This window comes from Xanthomonas sp. 3058, assembly GCF_014199765.1.
GTDB classification, from domain to species: Bacteria; Pseudomonadota; Gammaproteobacteria; order Xanthomonadales; family Xanthomonadaceae; genus Xanthomonas; species Xanthomonas campestris_B.
The window spans coordinates 162,028-182,156 of the sequence record NZ_JACHOF010000004.1; the positions used below are offsets into that span (position 1 = coordinate 162,028).

At 64.2% G+C, this 20,129-nt stretch carries 16 protein-coding genes and 1 riboswitch; of the genes, 7 read left to right on the top strand and 9 right to left on the bottom strand.

Annotated elements, in window-relative coordinates:
* The first annotated feature begins 4 nt into the window (after positions 1 to 4).
* On the top strand, positions 5 to 613 hold the full coding sequence (locus tag GGR61_RS07790) for a TetR/AcrR family transcriptional regulator (RefSeq protein ID WP_184407108.1): 609 nt from the start codon (positions 5 to 7) through the stop codon (positions 611 to 613).
* Positions 614 to 721: 108 nt separating this feature from the next.
* Here GGR61_RS07790 and GGR61_RS07795 read toward each other — a convergent pair whose 3' ends face one another.
* From GGR61_RS07795 to GGR61_RS07805, 3 genes are all read right to left on the bottom strand, one after another.
* The gene (locus GGR61_RS07795) at positions 722 to 3,574 is read right to left on the bottom strand and encodes a TonB-dependent receptor (protein WP_184621035.1); all 2,853 of its coding nucleotides are present in this window, start codon (positions 3,572 to 3,574) and stop codon (positions 722 to 724) included.
* Positions 3,575 to 3,815: 241 nt separating this feature from the next.
* On the bottom strand, positions 3,816 to 4,652 hold the full coding sequence (locus GGR61_RS07800) for a hypothetical protein (protein ID WP_184407106.1): 837 nt from the start codon (positions 4,650 to 4,652) through the stop codon (positions 3,816 to 3,818).
* 151 nt (positions 4,653 to 4,803) lie between these two features.
* Complete coding sequence (locus tag GGR61_RS07805) at positions 4,804 to 5,694, bottom strand: Hsp33 family molecular chaperone HslO (protein ID WP_184621036.1); 891 nt, start codon at positions 5,692 to 5,694, stop codon at positions 4,804 to 4,806.
* Positions 5,695 to 5,768: 74 nt separating this feature from the next.
* On the opposite strand from GGR61_RS07805, the gene mtgA reads away from it, so the two are divergent.
* The 3 genes from mtgA to GGR61_RS07820 are packed head-to-tail and all read left to right on the top strand — an operon-like array spanning position 5,769 to position 7,943.
* The gene (gene mtgA / locus GGR61_RS07810; RefSeq protein ID WP_184407104.1) at positions 5,769 to 6,506 is read left to right on the top strand and encodes a monofunctional biosynthetic peptidoglycan transglycosylase; all 738 of its coding nucleotides are present in this window, start codon (positions 5,769 to 5,771) and stop codon (positions 6,504 to 6,506) included.
* A 2-nt stretch (positions 6,507 to 6,508) separates the two neighbouring features.
* On the top strand, positions 6,509 to 7,555 hold the full coding sequence (locus GGR61_RS07815; RefSeq protein ID WP_184407220.1) for a glycosyltransferase family 2 protein: 1,047 nt from the start codon (positions 6,509 to 6,511) through the stop codon (positions 7,553 to 7,555).
* Positions 7,515 to 7,943, top strand: a complete 429-nt coding sequence (locus GGR61_RS07820) for a CBS domain-containing protein (RefSeq protein WP_184621037.1) — start codon at positions 7,515 to 7,517, stop codon at positions 7,941 to 7,943. The genes GGR61_RS07815 and GGR61_RS07820 overlap by 41 nt, the downstream gene beginning before the upstream one ends.
* A 16-nt stretch (positions 7,944 to 7,959) precedes the next feature.
* Here GGR61_RS07820 and GGR61_RS07825 read toward each other — a convergent pair whose 3' ends face one another.
* The 4 genes from GGR61_RS07825 to GGR61_RS07840 all read right to left on the bottom strand — a co-directional run bounded on the left by GGR61_RS07825 (position 7,960) and on the right by GGR61_RS07840 (position 13,339).
* Positions 7,960 to 9,906 carry an AsmA family protein gene (locus tag GGR61_RS07825; RefSeq protein ID WP_184621038.1) on the bottom strand — a complete coding sequence of 649 codons (1,947 nt, stop codon included), beginning with the start codon at positions 9,904 to 9,906 and terminating at the stop codon, positions 7,960 to 7,962.
* Positions 9,907 to 9,978: 72 nt separating this feature from the next.
* Positions 9,979 to 10,623: a hemolysin III family protein gene (locus GGR61_RS07830; protein ID WP_184407101.1), complete on the bottom strand. Its 645-nt coding sequence runs from the start codon at positions 10,621 to 10,623 to the stop codon at positions 9,979 to 9,981.
* Between the two features lie 75 nt (positions 10,624 to 10,698).
* A complete protein-coding gene (locus tag GGR61_RS07835) occupies positions 10,699 to 12,303 on the bottom strand; it encodes a peptide chain release factor 3 (protein WP_184407100.1) in 1,605 nt (534 codons plus the stop codon).
* Between the two features lie 136 nt (positions 12,304 to 12,439).
* Positions 12,440 to 13,339: a M23 family metallopeptidase gene (locus tag GGR61_RS07840; protein ID WP_184621157.1), complete on the bottom strand. Its 900-nt coding sequence runs from the start codon at positions 13,337 to 13,339 to the stop codon at positions 12,440 to 12,442.
* A 142-nt stretch (positions 13,340 to 13,481) separates the two neighbouring features.
* Positions 13,482 to 13,602, top strand: a riboswitch (SAM riboswitch).
* Between the two features lie 71 nt (positions 13,603 to 13,673).
* On the opposite strand from GGR61_RS07840, the gene GGR61_RS07845 reads away from it, so the two are divergent.
* From GGR61_RS07845 to GGR61_RS07855, 3 genes are read left to right on the top strand one after another with little or no spacing between them, the layout of a single operon-like run.
* A complete protein-coding gene (locus GGR61_RS07845) occupies positions 13,674 to 14,705 on the top strand; it encodes a homoserine O-succinyltransferase (RefSeq protein ID WP_184621039.1) in 1,032 nt (343 codons plus the stop codon).
* The gene (locus GGR61_RS07850) at positions 14,702 to 15,919 is read left to right on the top strand and encodes an O-succinylhomoserine (thiol)-lyase (RefSeq protein WP_184407098.1); all 1,218 of its coding nucleotides are present in this window, start codon (positions 14,702 to 14,704) and stop codon (positions 15,917 to 15,919) included. Before GGR61_RS07845 ends, GGR61_RS07850 begins: the two co-directional genes overlap by 4 nt.
* Positions 15,916 to 17,004 carry a homoserine dehydrogenase gene (locus GGR61_RS07855; protein WP_184621040.1) on the top strand — a complete coding sequence of 363 codons (1,089 nt, stop codon included), beginning with the start codon at positions 15,916 to 15,918 and terminating at the stop codon, positions 17,002 to 17,004. Before GGR61_RS07850 ends, GGR61_RS07855 begins: the two co-directional genes overlap by 4 nt.
* 205 nt (positions 17,005 to 17,209) lie before the next feature.
* Here the strand turns inward: GGR61_RS07855 and GGR61_RS07860 are convergent, their stop codons facing one another.
* Together GGR61_RS07860 and GGR61_RS07865 are read right to left on the bottom strand one after the other, a co-directional pair.
* Complete coding sequence (locus GGR61_RS07860; RefSeq protein ID WP_184621041.1) at positions 17,210 to 18,217, bottom strand: alpha/beta hydrolase; 1,008 nt, start codon at positions 18,215 to 18,217, stop codon at positions 17,210 to 17,212.
* A 452-nt stretch (positions 18,218 to 18,669) separates the two neighbouring features.
* Positions 18,670 to 20,052 carry an L-serine ammonia-lyase gene (locus GGR61_RS07865; protein WP_184621042.1) on the bottom strand — a complete coding sequence of 461 codons (1,383 nt, stop codon included), beginning with the start codon at positions 20,050 to 20,052 and terminating at the stop codon, positions 18,670 to 18,672.
* Positions 20,053 to 20,129: the final 77 nt, after the last annotated feature.

The following is a 20,129-nucleotide window of genomic DNA, read 5'->3' on the forward strand; positions in this document are numbered from 1 at the left end:
TTCCATGAACGACACTACCGACTCCAGCGTCACCACGCCCCGCGCCAGTTCCGGTCGCGGCAACCGCCTCAGCGCGGACGACTGGGCACAGGCCGCGCTGGATCTGATCGCCGAACAAGGCGTCGGCGCCGTTGCGGTCGAACCGCTGGCGCGCCGTCTGGGCGTCACCAAAGGCAGTTTCTACTGGCATTTCCCCTCGCGCGATGCGCTGCTGCAGGCCGCTCTGGAACGTTGGGAGATCTTCGAGCAGAAGGAAGTCTTCGGCAGCCTGGAAGACGTGCCCGATCCCAGCGCCCGTCTACGCGCCTTGTTCCAACTGGTGGCGCATGAGGTCAAGCCGCACGTGATCTACAGCGAACTGCTCAAGGCGCTCGATCACCCAGCCGTGCGCCCGGTCATCGACCGTGTCTCGCAACGCCGCCTCGATTATTTGATTGCCTCATTTCGCCAGGCCGGCCTGACCCGCACCGACGCCCAACACCGCGCCCGCCTGGCCTACGCCGCCTACGTTGGCTTCCTGCAACTTTCGCTGCAACTGCAGCAACCCAAGCAGGCCCGCGAAGACTTCGAAGCCTACGTGGAGCATGTGATTCAGACGTTGATTCCTGGGTAGGTTTGCAGGTATCCCACATCGGCTGAGGTTTGATCGTTTAGCAAACAAAAACCGCGACTCTTTCGAGTCGCGGTTTTTTTATTTGCGTATTACTTAAGGGGACGAATATCAGAACTTCTGGGTGTAACGCATGTAGTAGAAGCGACCCGGGATTTCGTACTGCGGGTCAAAGCTATTGGCAAATGCCGTAGCTGCCTGCGGCGGATCGCGGTCGAAGGCATTATTCACGCCGACGGTGACGCGTGCGTTCCACGGGGCCTTCCAGTACGCGGCCAGATCGGTGTAGGTCACGCTGGGAACATGGTTGCGAGGAGCCGCACCAGCACTGGTTACCCGATTCGGATCCGAGCACAGCAGAGCCACATTCGCCGGGGTGGCGACATTGGCGCCGGTGCAGTTTTCGACCTGCGAGCTGTAGTAGCGCATGGATGCCGAGCCGCCGACATCGCCCAACTCCCAATTGAGCATCATGTTGGAGCGGATGCGCCAGTTGTTGTCCTGTGCAGAGCCGCCACGATACAAACCAACGCGGGTTTCGGGATCCTGCAGCGGCTTCTCAACCACAAACTTGCTCATGTAGGTCGAGTCCCACACCACACTGAAGCTGCCCCACGCGGTGTCCGGCAAACGATAGCCTACGGTCAGGTCGTAGCCTTCAGCCTCGATTTTCGCAATGTTGTTCGGCACTGCCAGCAGATTCGAAACTTCACCAGTGGGTTCGCGCTGAATCAGCGAGCAAGCATTGGCGATACCCGCCAAATAGCAGCTGTTCAAAGTCTCCTGCACGGTCTGGGTGTCGATCGCGTCTTCGATCTCGATATTCCACCAGTCCAACGAGATATCCAGACCAGTCACCCAGCTCGGGCTATACACGAAGCCTAAGGTCTTGGATATCGAGGTTTCCGGCTGCAGGTTCGGGTTGCCGCCGGTGGCGGTACGCACCTGCGGGTTGGCCTGAGCATAGGCCGGGACCGCACCGCATGAACCTGGACGCGTTCCGTTGACGGAGCCATCGCTGAATGAGCCAGCACAGGGATCGCGCACGTCTTCGAAGGTATCGCTCACACCCTGGAACAGTTCGCTGATCGACGGCGCACGGAAGCCCTGCGACCAGTTACCGCGGATCATCAGGTCAGTGATCGGCTTCCAGCGGAAACCGAACTTGCTGTTGGTGGTATCGCCGAAGTTGCTGTAATCCGAATAACGCGTCGCCAGGCTGAAGTCGAGCAACTGTGCGCCCGGCAGGTCGGCCAGCAGCGGCACGGCGAGTTCGAGGTAGGCTTCGTCCAGCTTGTAGCCGCCGTTGGTGGCGGTACGCGCGTTGCCGGTGGTGTCGCCAGAGTTGATCAGTGCGTCCGGATCGTCAAAGCCCGACTCTTCGCGGTGTTCAGCGCCGAAGGAGAATGCGAACGCGCCTCCCTGCAGATCGAACAATTCGCCGCCGATGTTGCCGAAGTAGGTCTTCTGCTCATATCCGTACAGGTCATGCGCATTGAAACCGGCGTAGCTCAGCATTTCCGGGGTCAACGAACCCGGACCGCTCAGCATATTCATCGGCACGCAGCCGTCGATCGTGCTGGCTGCGGTACCGCAGCGTGCTACACCGCCAGCGTCGACGAACGACGGGCCAAGCGCGTTACGCAGTGCGGAAATATTGAACAGGCCGGTGGTGCGATCAGTCTGGTCGTTCTCGCCGTAAAACATACCGGCTTCCCAGTTGAAGAAGCGCTGGCCAACTTCGAAATCACCTTCGAATGCGCCGCTGAACCCAAACGTCTTGACGTTCTGGGTGAAGATGCGGCCGCCAGTCTCTTCTGCACGATACTGGATGTAGTCGATATCGCGGCCGGTGTTGTTATAGATGTTATTGGCCGAAATAACGATATCTGCGCCGTTAGTGCCAGGCGCGGAGCGACCCAGCACGACCGGCATCGGTGCCAAGAGCTGGCTCGACTCGCGCTCGTTGTAGGTCACTGTGGTCTTGAAGCGCACGTTGTCGGTGATCGATAGCCCGGCGTCGGCAAACACCGATTTGCGCTCCTGCGGGGTCACCAAATAGTTGGCTGGCGCAAAGTTGTAGCTATCAGCCGCAGTGTAGTTGCGCGAGGTGGTGCCACCGTTGTTGGTGATGGAGAACCCAGGCGTGCCATTGAAACGTGTCGCACCGAAGGTAGGTTCACCAGTAGTCGGATCCGGGCCAGTCGACCCGAATATGCCAAAACGTCCACCCGGAATCGTTGTGCTATTGCCGGTGCGTGGAACTGCGCCGAAGACCGGGACCGACGAAATTTCGCGATTGCCCGCCATTACGGGCTCTTCCTTCACGTAACCGACGCCGAGGGTGGCGTGCCAACGATCGCCGGTCGAGCCGATGGTGAAGTCGTAGGACTCGCGGCTGCCGTCGCCCTTGTCGTATTGACCGTAGTACGCATTCGCTTCGGCGCCATCGAAGTTCTGGCGCAGGATGATGTTGACCACGCCGGAGATGGCGTCGGAGCCGTAGATCGTGGAGGCGCCGTCCTTCAGGACTTCGATGCGCTCGACGGCAGCAGTCGGAATCGTGTTGAGGTCGACAGCGCCGCCCAGGCCCGTACCGCCGACCCAACGACGACCATTGACCAGCACCAGGGTGCGGTTGGAACCGAGGTTTCGCAGGTTGACACGCGTTTCGCCGTTGCCGCCATTGTTGACGTTGGTATTGAACGCCGAACCACCGGAGCTGATGTTCTGGATCACGTCGCCGATCGAGGTCAAACCCTGCGATTCGATCTGTTGACGGCTCATGCTGAAGACCGGCTGCGATGTCTCGACGTCGGCGCGCTTAATGCGCGAACCGGTCACTTCGATCTTGTCGAGGTTGGTGGTGCCGGCTTCCTGAGCGATGGCGGTACCAGTACCGCCCACGCCCACGACAAGCGCGAGGACAACTGCATCGCGCAGCTTGTTGGACTTGCAATTCATTAGCTCTCTCTCCAAGTGATCTTGGGTACTGCCAAGGGTTGTTTGCCTGTCGGGGGGTCCGAAAGAAGCGGATCCAAAACGTCAGGGTGAACCGATGGTATATGCGTTGCGCAGGAAATTAAAGTCCCGTTAATGAAAAAGAAGAAACCTGTGAAGAGCGGTGTGCTAAGCGAGCCCTACAACGAAAAACGCCACCGGCTGGAAGCCGGTGGCGTCTAAAGAACCTCGTCATTTCAGCGAGTTACAGGTCCTGTTCGTACCTGACGTATGGAACCGTTCCATCGCTGTTGCTTTCGTTGTTCGGGGCAAACGGGTTCTTGCCGCGCGAGATCACGTTCTCGGCGCCGACCGTCAACTGGCCGCTCCAGGGAGTCCGCCAGGTCAGGCCCAGCCCCAGGCCTTCCCATTTTTCGGGTTGGCCGGGAACGTCAACGACCCGGCCAATGACGTTTGCGCTGAAAGCGCCGTAGCCGCCACCGACGCTGAGGGTCTTGCTGTCCCACTGGTCGGCGATCGCCGGCGAGACATCGGCCAGCGGCACCAGGCGTGCGCGGGCGTAAGTGCCGCCGATCGAGACAAAGCCTTCGCGGCCGATATTCTTCTGGCCGAACACGGTCAGGTCGTTCTGCTCGACGCGGGTCAGCGGGGCCTTGCCGCCGCCCACCAACCAGGCCGGCAGGGTATCGCGGCCAGCGCCGGCGGTGACTCCAGCGCGGGCGCCGCCACGGTTAAAACCCACCGTGGCCGAGACACGGCGCGAGGCAGCGGCGCTGTCTTCTTCGTCATCGCCGATTCCTGCGAGCAGGCAATGGCTGGCAAGGCCGCTGATGTTGGTGCCACGGCTGCTGTTGCAGAGCAGGCCGAGCGAGTCGCCCGACGTCAGGCCGAAGGCAGCATCCAGCGAGTTCCGTCCAAAGTGCCAGCGTGCCCCGGCCTTTTGTTCGCCCGTGGGCTCCAGATACAGGAACGCCTCTACCTTGCCGCTGCCCTTGTTCCACACCGGCAGGATCGTGCTCTCGCGCAGTTGCTGCGATGCCGTCTGCGCGCGCACGCCCGCAGTTGCCGCAAGGGCAACCATCAGAGCAAGCGGGAGGCGCAGTAGGTGTCGCATACCAGAGTCAGACCCAGGGGGCAGTTGTTAAGTTCCCGAGAGCGGGCAAGGCAGATGCTAGGGTGTTTATGATTATTTAACAAGCGTCCCCGCTCCCCCAAAATGCCCGAAATCCTATCTATTGCAACCTTTCCGGCGCTTCTTGCAACGACTGGGGGGCGCTGAAAAGTACCTCCAGTTCAGTCAATGGGAAGTGATACTCACGCCCACAGAACTCGCAGCGCACCTCGACCTCGCCGGTGGCCTCGGCGGCGGCCCGGGCCTCGTCCTCGCCCAGGGACTGCAACATCGAGGCGACCCGTTCGCGCGAGCAGGAGCAGCCAAAGCTGAGCGGCCTGTCGCCGAGCAGCTGAGGGTCTTCTTCGTGGAACAACCGGTGCAGCAGGTCGTTCCCGGCGACCGAGAGCAGTTCCGGTGCTCCCAGGGTGTCGAACAGGGCACCGATGCGGGTCCAGCCGTCGTTGTCGCCTTCGTCGCCAGGCAGCTTCTGCAGCAGTAGGCCGGCTGCCTGGTCGGGGCCTGCGGCCAGCAGCAGGCGGGTCGGCAACTGTTCGGACTGGTGGAAATAGGTCTCGAAGGCTTCGGCCAGATCCGGGGACTGCATGCCGACCAGGCTCTGGTAGCGCTGCGGTTCGCGCGGGTCCAGGCCGGGATTCTCGATGGTGATCGCCAGCAGGGCGGCGTCGCCGAGCTCGCGCAGGTCGGTCGGGGCGTCGGTGCCGTCGGCCAGCTGCACGATGCCGCGCAAGGTGCCGGCGGCGGTGCATTCGGCGAACAGGGTGCGCAGCGTCTGGTTGCCGCGCAATTGGACCGACAGACGCCCATCGACCTTGGTGTGGCCGGTGAACAGGGCCGCAGCCACCGCCGCCTCGCCGAGCAACTGGCGTGCGGCCGGCGGGTAGTCGGCGGCCCCCTGGATGTCGTGCCAGGCCTGGGTCAGGCGCACATGGACACCGCGCACGCCAGCGGCGGGCAACAGGAAACGGGAAAGCTGATCGTGATCGGTCATGGAAACATCGGACGTAAGGGACGCCGGTTGCCGGATAATGCGGCAGGCATCGGGATGAAAGGTCGTAGCGAACAATGGGGACGGTTGCATTGGATGGCAAGCAGGTGGCGCCACCGCGGCGCAGGCGTTGGCTGCCCTGGATATTGGCGGCACCGCTGCTGTTCGCGGCTGCGAGCGTGTTGCAGGTGCTGGTGTTGCGGGTGGTCGATCCGCCGATCAGCAGCATGATGGTGGCACGCTACCTGGAAGCCTGGGGCGAAGGCGACTGGAGCTTTTCGCTGCACCAGCAATGGCGCGATTACGACAAGATCGCCGCCAGCCTGCCGATTTCGGTGGTGGCTGCGGAAGATCAGCAGTTTCCGCTGCATCACGGCTTCGATCTGCAGGCCATCGAGAAGGCGCGCGATCACAACGCCCGTGGCGGGCGGGTGCGTGGAGCCAGCACGATCAGCCAGCAGGTCGCCAAGAATGTGTTCCTGTGGCAGGGCCGCAGTTGGGTGCGCAAGGGCCTGGAGGCCTGGTACACGGTACTGATCGAGTGGCTGTGGCCAAAGCAGCGGATCCTGGAGATGTATCTCAACGTGGCCGAATTCGGCGATGGGGTGTATGGCGCGCAAGCCGCTGCCCGGCAGTTCTGGGGCAAGGATGCGGCAGGGTTATCGCCGGGCGAATCAGCGCGTCTGGCGGCGGTGTTGCCTTCGCCACGGCGCTATGACGCACGCCGGCCGGGCGCATACGTGCAGCGGCGCGCCGCGTGGATTCAGCGCCAGGCCCGCCAGTTGGGCGGCGCTGCGTATCTGCAGGCGCCGTGAGCGTGCACGCGCCCGACCTGGTGCCATCGCTGGCTGCCGCAGAGCGCCTCACGGTGGTCATTGCGGCCTATAACGAAGAAACCAGCATTCCGCTGCTGCATCCGCGTCTGTGTGCAGTATTGGCGCAGCTCAGTGGATTGCAGACGCACGTGTTGTATGTGGACGATGGCAGTATCGATGGCACCTGGGCGCTGTTGCAGGCACTTGCCGATGACGATGCGCAGGTGAGCGCCGTGCGGCTGTCGCGCAATTTCGGCAAGGAGGTGGCCATTTCTGCAGGCCTGGATCACGTGCTGCCGGGTGCGGTGATGCTGCTCGATGCCGACGGGCAGGATCCGCCCGAGCTGATTCCCGAGTTCGTCGCATTGTGGCGTGCCGGCTACGACAACATCTTTGGCACGCGGGTGTTTCGTGAGGGCGAAAGCTGGATGAAGCGCGGTTCTGCGCACGTGTTCTATCGGGTCATCGGACAGCTGTCGCGTACGCCGATTCCAGCCGATAGCGGCGATTTCCGGTTGTTGTCGCCGCGCGTGGTGCAGGCGCTGCAGCAGTTACGTGAGCGCCACCGCTTTATGAAGGGGCTGTTCGGTTGGGTCGGGTTTCGCCAGGTCGCCGTGCCGTACCGGCGTGCGCCGCGCCTGTCCGGGGGCAGCAAGTTCACGGCTTGGCGGCTATGGAACCTGGCGCTGGATGGCATCACCAGTTTTTCCACGGTGCCGCTGCGCGTGGCGACGTATCTGGGGTTGTTCACCGCAGTGGTGGCGTTGCTGTTCGGTGCCTGGGTGGTGATCAAGGCGGCGCTGATCGGCGACCCGGTCGCGGGTTGGCCGACCATGATGTCGGTGATCCTGTTTCTGGGCGGTATCCAGCTGATTGCCCTGGGGTTGATCGGCGAGTATCTGGGCAGGTTGTATGACGAAGCCAAGCAGCGCCCGCTGTATCTGGTCGATACCCACCGTGGCGCAGTGGGAGTAGTCTGCGATCACCAGACCAAGCGCGGAGCGGGCCATGCAGACCGTACGACAGCTGTTGGGGACCAAACAGGTTGAGGTATTTGCGGTTGCGGCCGACGCCGCGGTGATCGAAGTCGTCCGTTTGATGGCCGAAAAGGGCATCGGTGCGGTGCTGGTCATGGACGGGCCACGTTTGGTCGGCATCGTCTCCGAGCGCGATTACGCGCGCAAGGTGGTGCTGCGCGATCGCGCCTCTTCGACCACCAGCGTCGCCGAGATCATGAGCGCCGAGGTGGTGACAGTGTCGCCCTCCGATACCGTGGAGCGCTGCATGCAATTGATGACCGATGGGCGCTTCCGGCATTTGCCGGTGATGGAAAATGGCCGGGTGCAGGGCGTCATTTCCATCGGCGATCTGGTCAAGGCGGTGATCGAGAACCAGCAGCGCGATATCGATCAACTGCAGCGCTACATCGCCAGCTGAGGCCGCCGCGCCGGCCTCACTTGGCGTACTTGCCTCCGCAATCGCTATCCTTGCCCGGGCCCATTTCGAAGGTCGCCAGCAAGGCGGCGGGCGGAGCGATCAGGCCCAGGCCGATCGCAATCGCGCCACGGATGCCGAGCGCCTTGTAGTCGGGGTGGAAGGACGGGTCCTTGAAGGTTCCGCCAACGCGTAATGGCGAACGCAAGCTGAGAATGCTGTGGTCCTTCGGGCGCGGGCGCAGCAACAGGTCCAGGGTCTCGTTCTTCAGGCTGATGGAGCCCTCGCCGACGATGATGGTGTCGGTGGTGTCGAAGGCCAGTGCGCGCGACTGCATCAGCCCATCCTTGACCCCGAAATCGCCAAACATGCAGCGCACCGGAATCTGCCGATCGGCCACGAACAGGTATTTCAACGACTCGGCGATATCCAGACCGGCCAACTCCATGATGAGGTTGCCGACATGACCGCGGCCCATGCCGACGCCGATCGTGCCGTCGGCGGTGCCGAGCATCGCGGCGATCGAATTGCCGCGTCCGCGCAGATCCAATGCGCCGCCGATTGCGCCCGAGGCTTGTTGTGCGAGCGCTTTGTCGGGAAACAGCTGGTCCAGCCGGATGCCACGAATACCGGCCTTGAGCTGGGTGGTGATGACCTGATTGCGCGCGTCCATGCGGATGGTGGAACGGATATCGCCGCCGGCAACGCCGAAGTTGAGCGGATCCAGTTGCAACAGGCCGTCTTTCAATGTCAGCGAGGCATCCATGTCGTCCAGTGGCCACGATGGTGCATTGATGCGCTGCGCGCGCCAGCGTACCTGTGCATCCATCGCGCGCAGCTTGGACAAGTCGTAAGGTGTGGTGGGCAGCACGCGCGCGCTCGCAGCGAGTTTTGCAGCCTGTTTTTTCTGCTCGGCATTTGCCGATTCGTTTGCGCCGGTCTTCGGTGGCGCGCCGACGAACCCTGCCAGGTCGTCGAAATCCAGGCGCTTTGATGCCAGGTCCGCACGCAGGAACGGGCGCTTGTTGCGCAGGTCCACCTCGGCAGTGCCGGCCAGGTCGCTGTCCCCAGCGGTGCCGGTGAACTTTTCGTAGCGCCAGATCTTGCCGTTGCGGCGCAGATGTCCGTCGAGCTTGTACGGCGGCGTCGACGGCATGGCCACGCCGGTCAACGGATACAGGTCCTGCATGTCCTGGCCGCTGAGCGCCATCTGCAGATCGAAGACCTGGAACTGGAAGGGGTTGGTCAAGGTGCCGCGCACGTGCGTGCGGGTAGCGCCTGCACTGGCGCGCAGGTCGATGCGGAAGGGATGTTCGCTCTGGCTCAACTCCAGCGGTGAGGCGGTATTGCCCTTCAGCGTGAAGGGATAGCCTTTCCAGCGGCCCTTGCCATCGATACCGATCGGCGCGGCACGCTGGTCGCTGCTTGGCGGGGCCAGGCTGTTGACGGCCAGGTCCACGTCCGAGCGGTTGGCGGCATCGATGTACTGCAGGCGCCCGTTGTTCACCAGCAGCCGGCCAAGACGCGGCATCGTGCCGTCGCCATCGTCCTGATCGAACACCCAGTTGCCAGGGTGCGTGTCGTCACCCGCTTCCAGCAGGACCTTCGGATGATCCAGACGAATTTCCGGCAAGCGCACATTGCCGCGCAGCAACGGCCACAACTCGACATCGATCTCGGCGGAATTCAACTCGGCCATCGGGCCGCGCTTGGACCACGGCGCGTTTGCCAAGCTGAGCCGATTGCCACGGACCGTGGTGGTGCGGCCCAACGTCACATCCAGGTGGCCAAGATGGAATTCGCGCCCGGTCTTGGCGCTGACCATGCGTTCGACCGGACCGCGCAGCCAGTTCCAGTCGAACACCAGCAAGAAAATCACCACGATGGCGACGAGAATGCCAAGTCCGATCAGCCAGCGTCGACGACGCGGTGCGCGGGCGGGCGGTGCAGTAGCTGAGTCGATCATGTTGTTCACACGAGCGATGGTTGGCGATCCCTCGTGCACAGGGTGCGAACGCACCGCACAGCGCACCTCAGCTCACACGACCTGCTCGGTCACCGCAACGAAGTGACAGGCACTGCCGGCGAGCACGAACAGATGCCAGATCGCATGAAAATAGCGTTGGGTGTCGCGCTGGTAGAAATACGTGCCCAGGGTGTAGAAGAGCCCGCCGGCCAGCAGCCAACAAAGAGACCAGGTATCGACAGAGCGCAGCAACGGCTGGATCGCCACGATGATCAGCCAGCCCATCGCCAGATACAGCACCGTCGACAGCAATCGAAAGCGGCCGGTAAAAAACAGTTTGAAGACCACCCCGGCTGCGGCAATCGTCCAGATGGCGGCAAACAATCCCCAGCCCCAGGGACCGCGCAGATTGATCAGCGTAAACGGCGTGTAGGTGCCGGCGATCAACAGATAGATCGCGCAGTGATCGAGCACCTGCAGGCGCGCCTTCGCGCCCGGATGCGGGATGGCATGGAATAGCGTGGAGGCGACGTAGAGCAGGATCAGGGTGGCGCTGAAGACGATGGAGGTGGCCAATTGCCAGCCATCGCCATAGATGGCCGCCAGGGTGATCAACACCGAGCCGCCGGCCAATGCAGCGATTGCACCCAGGCCGTGCGTCACGGCACTGGCGATTTCGTCGCGCAGGTCAGTGGAGGGGGGAGCGTCTGCGTTCATGGCAAAAAGGTACCGCAACTGCGAGCGATTCGCATCGCCGGCAGTTGCGTTCTCGCGTGGTGGTTCAAGTGGCGGTCAATCGATTGCCTTGGCATGCGCATGTTCGCGCGTGGCCGAGAAGCGCACGTCCGGTGCGCGTTCCTGCGCCAGCTGCAGATTCACCCGGGTCGGTGCCAGATAGACCAGTTGGCCGGCTGCATCGATGCCCAGATTGCCGGCATTTTTCTCGCGGAACTCTTCCAGCTTCTTGGCGTTGTCGCAATGCACCCAGCGCGCGGTGGTGACGCTCACCGGCTCGAAGATCGCATCCACGCCGTATTCGTCCTTGAGCCGGTAGGCCACCACGTCGAACTGCAGCACGCCGACCGCACCCAGGATCAGATCGTTGCTCATCAACGGGCGGAAGAACTGGGTGGCGCCTTCTTCGGACAGCTGCGCCAGGCCCTTTTGCAGCTGTTTGAGCTTGAGCGGGTCGCGCAGGCGCGCGCGGCGGAACAGCTCCGGCGCGAAGTTGGGAATGCCGGTGAACGACAGCGATTCGCCTTCGGTAAAGGTGTCGCCGATGGAGATGGTGCCGTGGTTGTGGATACCGATGACATCGCCCGGCCAGGCTTCGGCGGCGATCTCGCGGTCCGAAGCCATGAAGGTCAGTGCGTTGGCCAGCTTGAGGTCCTTGCCGCTGCGCACGTGCAGCGCCTTCATGCCGGCGGTGAACTTGCCCGAACACACGCGCATGAACGCCACGCGGTCCCGATGCTGCGGGTCCATGTTGGCCTGGATCTTGAAGACGAAGCCGCTGAGCTTGGCTTCGGTGGCCTCGACGCGGCGGCCGGTGGTGTCGCGCGCCTGCGGCGGCGGTGCGTGTTCGATGAAGAAATCCAGCAGCGGCTGCACGCCGAAGTTGTTGACGCCCGAGCCGAAGAACACCGGGGTCTGCTGGCCGGCGCGATACGCATCCAGATCGAACGGATTGCTGGCGCCCTGCACCAGTTCCAGTTCGTCGCGTAGCTCGGCCAGCATCTGTGCGCCGATCTTTTCGGCCAGGCCGGGCGCGTCGAGCGACGGGAAGATGGTCGAATCCTGGCGGGTGAAGTTGCGGCCCTGTTCGTACAGGTGCACCTCGCCGGTGATCAGGTGCACCACGCCTTTCAGGCGCTGGCCCATGCCGATCGGCCAGGTCACCGGGGCGCACTGGATGCCGAGCACGGTTTCGACTTCATCCAGCAGGTCGATCGGGTTCTTGCCTTCTCGATCGAGCTTGTTGATGAAGGTCATGATCGGGGTGTCGCGCAGCCGGCACACTTCCATCAGCTTGATGGTGCGTTCTTCCACGCCCTTGGCGACGTCGATGACCATCAGCGCCGAGTCCACCGCGGTGAGCACGCGGTAGGTGTCCTCGCCGAAGTCGGCGTGGCCGGGGGTGTCGAGCAGGTTGATCACCTTGCCCTCGTACGGGAACTGCATCACCGAGGAGGTCACCGAGATGCCGCGTTCCTTTTCCAGCGCCATCCAGTCCGAGGTGGCGTGGCGGGCGGCCTTGCGGCCCTTGACCGAGCCGGCCATCTGGATCGCGCCGCCGAACAGCAGCAGCTTTTCGGTCAGCGTGGTCTTGCCCGCATCGGGGTGGGAAATGATGGCGAAGGTGCGCCGGCGCGCGGCTTCGTTGGAGACGTCGGACATGGGCTGGGCGCGCCCGGTCGGACGCCTGCGGAAACTGAGGAAGCCGGTGATTATAGCGGCTTCGGTGCGGTGGGCTTCTGCGGTCCCGGCCCGGAACTCCCCCGTCGGCAAGCCGTGACTTCCCGGCCCCCGTCGCTCACGGCGCTGGCGACGGAAACTGGAGCTCGCCCTGCGGGCCCAGCATCCGAAACGGCAGCGAGCGCAGTTGCATGTCCGCATTGCGCTGGATTGCGAAATGCAGATGCGGGGCGGTACTGAAGCCGGTATTGCCCGAGGCGCCCAGGCGCTCGCCGGTGCGGACCACCTGGCCGGGGCGCACCGCCACGCCATCGGGTGCCAGGTGGGCATACAGCGCCATGCTGCCGTCGGCGTGCAGCACCCGCACCAGGTTGCCGCCCCCGGCCGCCTGGTCGTGCGGACGGCCTTCGACGATATCGCGCGCTATCTGCATGACCACGCCCGCGCGCGCGGCCAGTACTGGCGTGCCCTGCGGCAGGGCGAAATCCACTGCGTACCAGTTGGCCGCATCGGTGTGGCTGAAGTGCCCGCCAAAGCCCTGGTCCACGTGTATCGGCACATCGCGGAACGGGAGTTGATAGCAGACTTGTTGCTGCGGGCGTGCCTGCGGATCGCCGGGTACTGCGTCGAGCTTGAGGCCCAGCCCGCCCAGGCTGCGCTGGTTGCTGGCCGGATACAGCCGGGCCAGTAGCCGGCGCTCGTGCGCGGCCAATTGCGCCGTCAGCGGTAACTGGGGCACGGCGCGGTAATCCTCGCTGGGCGGTGCGCTCAGCTGGACCTGTGCAGGCCCGGCCAGCGGATTGCTGACCCAGACCAGGTAGGCCGGCGCCTGCCATTCCAGCTGCAGCGACGGGCTGGTACCGCTGGATGCAGCCGGTGCTTGTGTCGTCGTCGCGGGCTGGGCGACGGCTGTGGCGCCTGGCCAATGCCAGCGTTGCTGTGCAGCCGCCGGTGTTGCGCAGGCCAGCAGCGCGGCGATCAAGGCCAATGCGAGAGGGGACACGGCGCTGCAGGACAGCTGAAGGGCCACGCGCTGGGCTCGGACGAAAGGGAGCGGCAAGTATGTGGCCCATCACTGGCCGGAGTGGTATCGGATGAAAATATATCTTTCCATCCGCATGAAGAGATTGACATCGCAAAAAAGCGGTGGCATCTTAGCCTCACCATCGAGACCGGCGGAGGGACAGGCCCTTTGATGCCGGGGCAGCCAGCGGAGCGCGTAAGCGCCCGCGTTTGGTGCCAAATCCTGCGGGGACCGTCGCGTCCGCCGAAAGATGGTTCGAATCGTGCCTTGTGCACGTCGAACGCGAGCTCCCGCGAAGCTCGATGGCCGATCCACCCCGGATATCGCCATGAGCCTCGTGAATACAGCATCGCCGTCACCTACCGATTACGCCGATCCACCCGCCGTCACCGATGACGGGACGATTGCCGTGCGCGGCGATCTCGTCATCGCCTTGCCGATGCGGCACGCCGGCATGCGCCAGGTGCGGCTGCGCTACGAATTGATTGGCGTTGCCAATGCGCCGGTGGTGTTCGTGGCCGGCGGAATTTCCGCGCACCGTCATCTGGCTCCCAGTGCGTTGTTCCCCGAAAAGGGCTGGATGGATGGCTTGGTCGGCAACGGCCGCGCGCTGGATCCGGCATCGCGTCGTCTGTTGGCGTTCGATTTCCTTGGCGCCGACGGCACGCTGGATGCGCCGATCGACACTGCCGACCAGGCCGATGCGATCGCCGCGTTGCTGGATGTGCTGGGCATCGCGCGTTTGCATGGCTTTGTCGGTTACTCGTACGGCGCGCTGGTCGGTTTGCAGTTCGCCATTCGGCACGCCGCCCGCGTCGGCACCTTGGTAGCGGTCAGTGGCGCGCATCGCGCCCATCCGTATGCCGCCGCCTGGCGTGCACTGCAGCGCCGCGCGGTGGCGCTGGGTCAGCTGCAATGCGCAGAAAACCATGGGCTGGCGCTGGCACGGCAGTTCGCCATGCTCAGCTACCGCACGCCGGAAGAATTCAGCGAGCGCTTCGACGCGCCGCCGGAAGTGATCAATGGCCGCGTGCGGGTGGCGGCCGAAGACTATCTGGATGCCGCCGGCGCGCAATACGTGGCGCGCACGCCGGTGAACGCGTATCTGCGGCTGTCCGAATCGATCGATCTGCATCGCATCGATCCCGCGCAGGTGCGCGTGCCCACCGTCGTTGTTGCGGTGGAAGGCGACCGCCTGGTGCCGCTGGCCGACCTTGTCACCTTGGTCGAAGGCTTGGGGCCGCGCGGCAGCTTGCGCGTGTTGCGCTCGCCGTATGGCCACGACGCCTTCCTGAAAGAAATCGATCGCATCGACGCGATCCTCACCACTGCCCTTCGCTTCACCGGAGAAACCGCATGAGCTTTCGTGACCCCGCCGACGCCCCCTGTACCGCCGCCACCGCCGCCGTGCGCGCCGGCATCGATCGCGACACTGCGTATGGCGCGGTGACGCCGCCGATCGTGTTGTCGTCGAACTTCTCCTTCGATGGTTTCGGCAACAAGCGCCAGTACGACTACACCCGCAGCGGCAACCCGACCCGCGATCTGCTCGGCGAAGCGCTGGCGGAACTGGAAGGCGGTGCCGGCGGGGTGATCACCTCCACCGGCATGGGCGCGATCAACCTGGTGCTCAACGCGCTGCTGCAGCCGGGCGATACCTTGGTGGTGCCGCACGATGCGTATGGCGGCAGCTGGCGCCTGTTCAATGCGCTGGCCAAGAAGGGCCACTTCGCGCTGATCACCGCCGACCTCACCGACCCGCGCTCGCTGGCCGATGCGCTGGCGCACTCGCCCAAGCTGGTGCTGATCGAAACTCCGTCGAACCCGCTGCTGCGCATCACCGATCTGCGCTTCGTCATCGAGGCGGCGAAGAAGGTGGGTGCGTTGACGGTGGTGGACAACACCTTCCTGTCGCCGGCACTGCAGAAGCCGCTGGAATTCGGGGCGGACCTGGTGCTGCATTCCACCACCAAGTACATCAACGGCCACAGCGATGTGGTGGGTGGCGCGGTGGTTGCGCGCGATGCCGAGCTGCATCAGCAGTTGGTGTGGTGGGCCAATGCGCTGGGCCTGACCGGCTCGCCGTTCGATGCCTTCCTCACCTTGCGCGGTCTGCGCACGCTGGATGCGCGCCTGCGCGTGCACCAGGAAAACGCCGATGCGATCGCCGCACTGCTGGACGGGCATGCGGTGGTCAATCAGGTGTATTTCCCGGGCCTGGCTGCGCATCCGGGACATGCGCTGGCCGCGCGCCAGCAGAAGGGCTTCGGCGCGATGATGAGTTTCGAGCTCGATGGTGGCGAAGCCGCAGTGCGCGCGTTTGTCGATGGCCTGCGTTACTTCACCCTGGCCGAGTCGCTGGGCGGTGTGGAAAGCCTGATCGCCCATCCGGCCTCGATGACGCATGCGGCGATGACCGCCGAAGCCCGGGCTGCGGCCGGGATTTCCGACGGCCTGCTGCGGTTGTCGATCGGCATCGAATCGGCCGAGGATCTGCTGATCGATCTACGCGCAGGTCTGGCGCGTGCCGAAGCAACGCTGACCACTGCAAGCCGCAAACAGGTCGACGCGTGAGCGCGGTACTGCCTGCTTCGCGTCGCGCTTCGACGGCAGCAGTGACGCCAACGCCACGGCTGGCCTTGCTGGGCACCGGCACGGTGGGGCGCGCGTTTGTGGCGCGCTACACCGCGCTACAGGAGCGCCAGCTGCAGTTGCCGCGCTTCGATTGGTTGGCCAACTCGCGCGTCGCGCACGATTGCGGCACCAGCGCCGCCCAGGCTTTGCAACAAGCCAACGCCGCGCCGCGTGGCCAGGCCGTGTTGCAACCCTGGGCCGAAACCGCCGCCTTGCGTGCCGGCGATGTGCTGGTGGATGCCACCGCCAGCGATGTGGTCGCCGATTGGCATGTGGAATGGTTGTTGCGTGGTGTGCACGTGGTTACCGCCAACAAGCTCGGGCAGGGCACCGCATTGTCGCGGGCGCAGGCGGTGCAGGCGGCGCGTCATGCCAGTGGCGCGCATTACGGTGACAGCGCGACGGTGGGTGCGGGGTTGCCGGTGTTGAGTAGCGTGCGCGCGTTGGTGGCGGGCGGCGACCATATTCATTCGATCGAAGGCGTATTGTCCGGTTCGCTGGCATGGCTGTTCCATCGCTACGACGGCAGTAGCGCGTTTTCCGATTGCGTACGCGAGGCGGTGGCGGCCGGTTACACCGAGCCGGATCCGCGTATCGATCTGTCGGGCGAGGATGTGCGGCGCAAGCTGCTGATCCTGGCGCGTGCGGCCGGGTGGCAGCTGGAGGCCGAACAGGTACATGTGGAATCGCTGGTGCCCGCGCGCATCGCGTACGTGCCGCTTGCGGCCTTGGATGCACAGTTGGACGCGCTGGATGAGGTGGTGGGCGCGCGCTGGCAGCAGGCACGTGCCGCAGGGCGCTGCCTACGCTTTGTGGGACGCGTGGATGCGCATGGCGCCAGCGTCGGCTTGCGCGAGTTGGCGCTGGATCACCCGCTGGCCGGCGGTGCGGGCACCGACAACCGGGTCGCCATCAGCAGCGACCGTTATCGTGAACAGCCATTGCTGATCCAGGGGCCGGGCGCGGGTGCCGACGTGACGGCGGCGGCGTTGCTGGATGATGTGTTGCGGATCGTGGCTGGGTAACGGGTCGGTGAGATGCGCTGGCGGGATGTGGCGCCGAACTCGATTGCCGACTTGCGTGCGGGGATTGGCGGCTGTCTGTCGTGCTGACTGAGGCAGTGCGTCTGCGCCGAACATTCAACTGCAGTGCGCCGCAGCCCGGACGTTACCGACCTGCGGTTTTTAGAGGAATGGACCCACATCGACCACAGTGCAGCGGGTCGTGCAATTACGGCGCAATCGCCTTCAATAGCGCAGCATTGAAACGCGTTGGGTCCTGCACCTGCGGCGAATGTCCGAGGTCGGCGAACTCGACGAGCTTCGCGTTCGGAATCGCCTTGGCGGCGCGCTTGCCCAGCCTGGTGTAGTCGCCGACGCGTGCCTTGACCTCGGGCGGCGCGGTGTCCTTGCCGATCGCGGTGCGGTCCTTGAGGCCAATGAAGAGCGTCGTCGGCACGGCCAGCCTGGGCAGTTCGTAGACCACCGGTTGGTTGAACACCATGTCGTAGGTCAGCGCCTGGTTCCAGGCGACCGCCTGCTTGCCGTTGCCCAGCGACATGCCGGCCTGCATGCGCGCCCAGCGTTCGAATTCGGGCTTCCATTGGCCGGCGTAGTAGACCTCCATCTGATACTTCTTGATGCGCTCGAAACTGATCTTCAGTTCGTTGTCGTACCAGGCATCCACGCTGCGCCAGGGGATGCCTTCGGCCTTCCAGTCTTCCAGGCCGATCGGGTCGACCAATGCCAACTGTTCGGTGGCTTGCGGATACATCAGTGCATAGCGGATGGCGAGCATGCCGCCCATCGAATGACCGACCACCACGGCACGTTCGATACCCAGCTTCTTCAACAGTGCCTGCGTGTTGTCGGCCAGCTGCGCGAAGGAAAACTGATAGGCGGCCGGCTTGCTGGATTTGCAGAAGCCGACCTGGTCCGGCGCGATGACGCGGTAGCCGGAGGTGCTCAACGCGGCGATGGTCTGCTCCCAGGTGGCGGCGCAAAAGTTTTTGCCATGCAGCAGCACGGCGGTGTGCCCGTTGGGCTTGCCGGTGGGCGCGACATCCAGATACGCCATTTCCAGCGGCTGCCGTTGCGAGGTGAAGGCGAACGTCTTGACCGGGTACGGGTAGTCGAAGCCTTCCAGGCGCGGCCCATAGCGGGTTTCCTGCGCCATCAAGGGCGCGCAGGCCAGGGCAAGGGCGAGAGTGCAGACAAGCTGTCGCATCGCGATCTCCATCGGAATCCAGCGGCAAACGGTACACGGTGGCATGTGGTGGGCACGTACAGCTCTGCAGTGTTGAGCGATTGCGTCAGCGGGCGCTGCGGGTGGTCGCATCGCTGTGCGTTTGGCGGTGTGCGGCAGTGCCGGAAGCGCCTGCAGGTGCGCCTTGGCGGTGCAGGTTGTGTGGCTGCGCCGCTGGATGCCGGCCTGCGGCGAGGGAGAATGACGGCGATGGCGATGGCCGGCCCCCATCCGCCCTTCGGGCACCGTCCCCCGCAGGCGGGAGAAGGGAAGCTGGAAGCGGGGGCTTGTTGCAGGGTGGGCTGCGCAGCTTTCTCGACTGCGCAGCTTTCTGCGTCTGCCAGAAATGGACGGCGTTGGGTGTTACCTTTCGCGGCGGACGAGAGGTTGGCGCTGCATTGCTGCGTCAATGCAAATCCATGCCGCGGTTCAAAACCGCGCCCGGCTCAGCATTCGATCACGTTGACTGCCAGGCCGCCGCGACTGGTTTCCTTGTACTTGTCCTGCATGTCGCGGCCGGTGTCGCGCATGGTCTTGATGACCTTGTCCAGCGACACCTTGTGCTTGCCGTCGCCACGCATGGCCATGCGGCTGGCATTGATCGCCTTGACTGCGCCCATTGCATTGCGTTCGATGCAGGGGATCTGCACCAGGCCGCCGATCGGGTCGCAGGTCAGGCCCAGGTTGTGTTCCATGCCGATTTCCGCCGCGTTCTCGATTTGCCCGGGGTTGCCCCCGAGCGCGGCGACCAGGCCGCCGGCGGCCATCGAACAGGCCACACCCACTTCGCCCTGGCAGCCGACTTCAGCACCGGAAATGGAGGCGTTTTCCTTGTAGAGGATGCCGATGGCTGCAGCGGTGAGCAGAAAATCGAAGATGCGCTGCTCGCACGCGCCAGGGCAGAAACGGTCGAAGTAATGCAGCACCGAGGGAATGATGCCGGCCGCGCCGTTGGTGGGTGCGGTGACCACGCGGCCACCGGCGGCGTTTTCCTCGTTGACGGCCAGTGCGTAGAGATTGACCCAATCCAGTGTGGTCAGTGGATCGCGCATCGCTGCTTCGGGTTTGGACGACAGTTCGCGGTACAACGCCGGTGCGCGCCGCGACACGTTCAAACCGCCCGGCAATGTGCCTTCCTGGCGGATGCCACGCTCCACGCAGGACTGCATTGCCGCCCAGAGTTCGCGCAGGCCAGCACAAATCTCGTCCTCGCTACGCCAGCTCTTTTCGTTTTCGAACATCAGCGCGGCGATGCTCAGGCCGCTACGTGCGCACTGCGCGAGGAGTTCGTCGCCACTGAGAAATGGGTAGGGCAGCGGGGTTTCGTCGGCCACGATGCGGTCGTCGGCGGCATCGTCCTGGTTGACGACGAAGCCGCCACCGACCGAGTAGTAATCGCGCGTGGCGATCACTGCATCGTCGGCGTCGTAAGCGGTGAAGCGCATGCCGTTGGTGTGGTACGGCAGCTTCTGCCGCTTGTTCATCGGCAGGTCGCGTTTTTCGTCGAAGACGATCTCGCGCTGACCCATCAGGTTAATGCGTTTGCTGGTGCGGATGCGCTCAAGCGTGGCGGGGATGATGTCCGGGTCGATCAGGTTGGGGCGGTGGCCTTCCAGCCCCAGCAGCACCGCCTTGTCGGTGCCATGACCACGGCCGGTCAGCGCCAGCGAGCCGAATACCTCGGCGCGGATGCGCACCACGTCCTGCAGGCGGCCGGTGTCGAGCAGCCAGCGATGCACGAAGCGCTCGGCCGCGCGCATGGGGCCCACGGTGTGGGAGGAACTCGGACCGATGCCGATCTTGAACAGGTCGAACGTGCTGACAGCCATGCGTGCCGGAGGGGTGAGCGTAAAGGCGGCTATTCTAGTCGTTCGGCGATTGCAGCACGGCTGCAGCGCAGCATTGG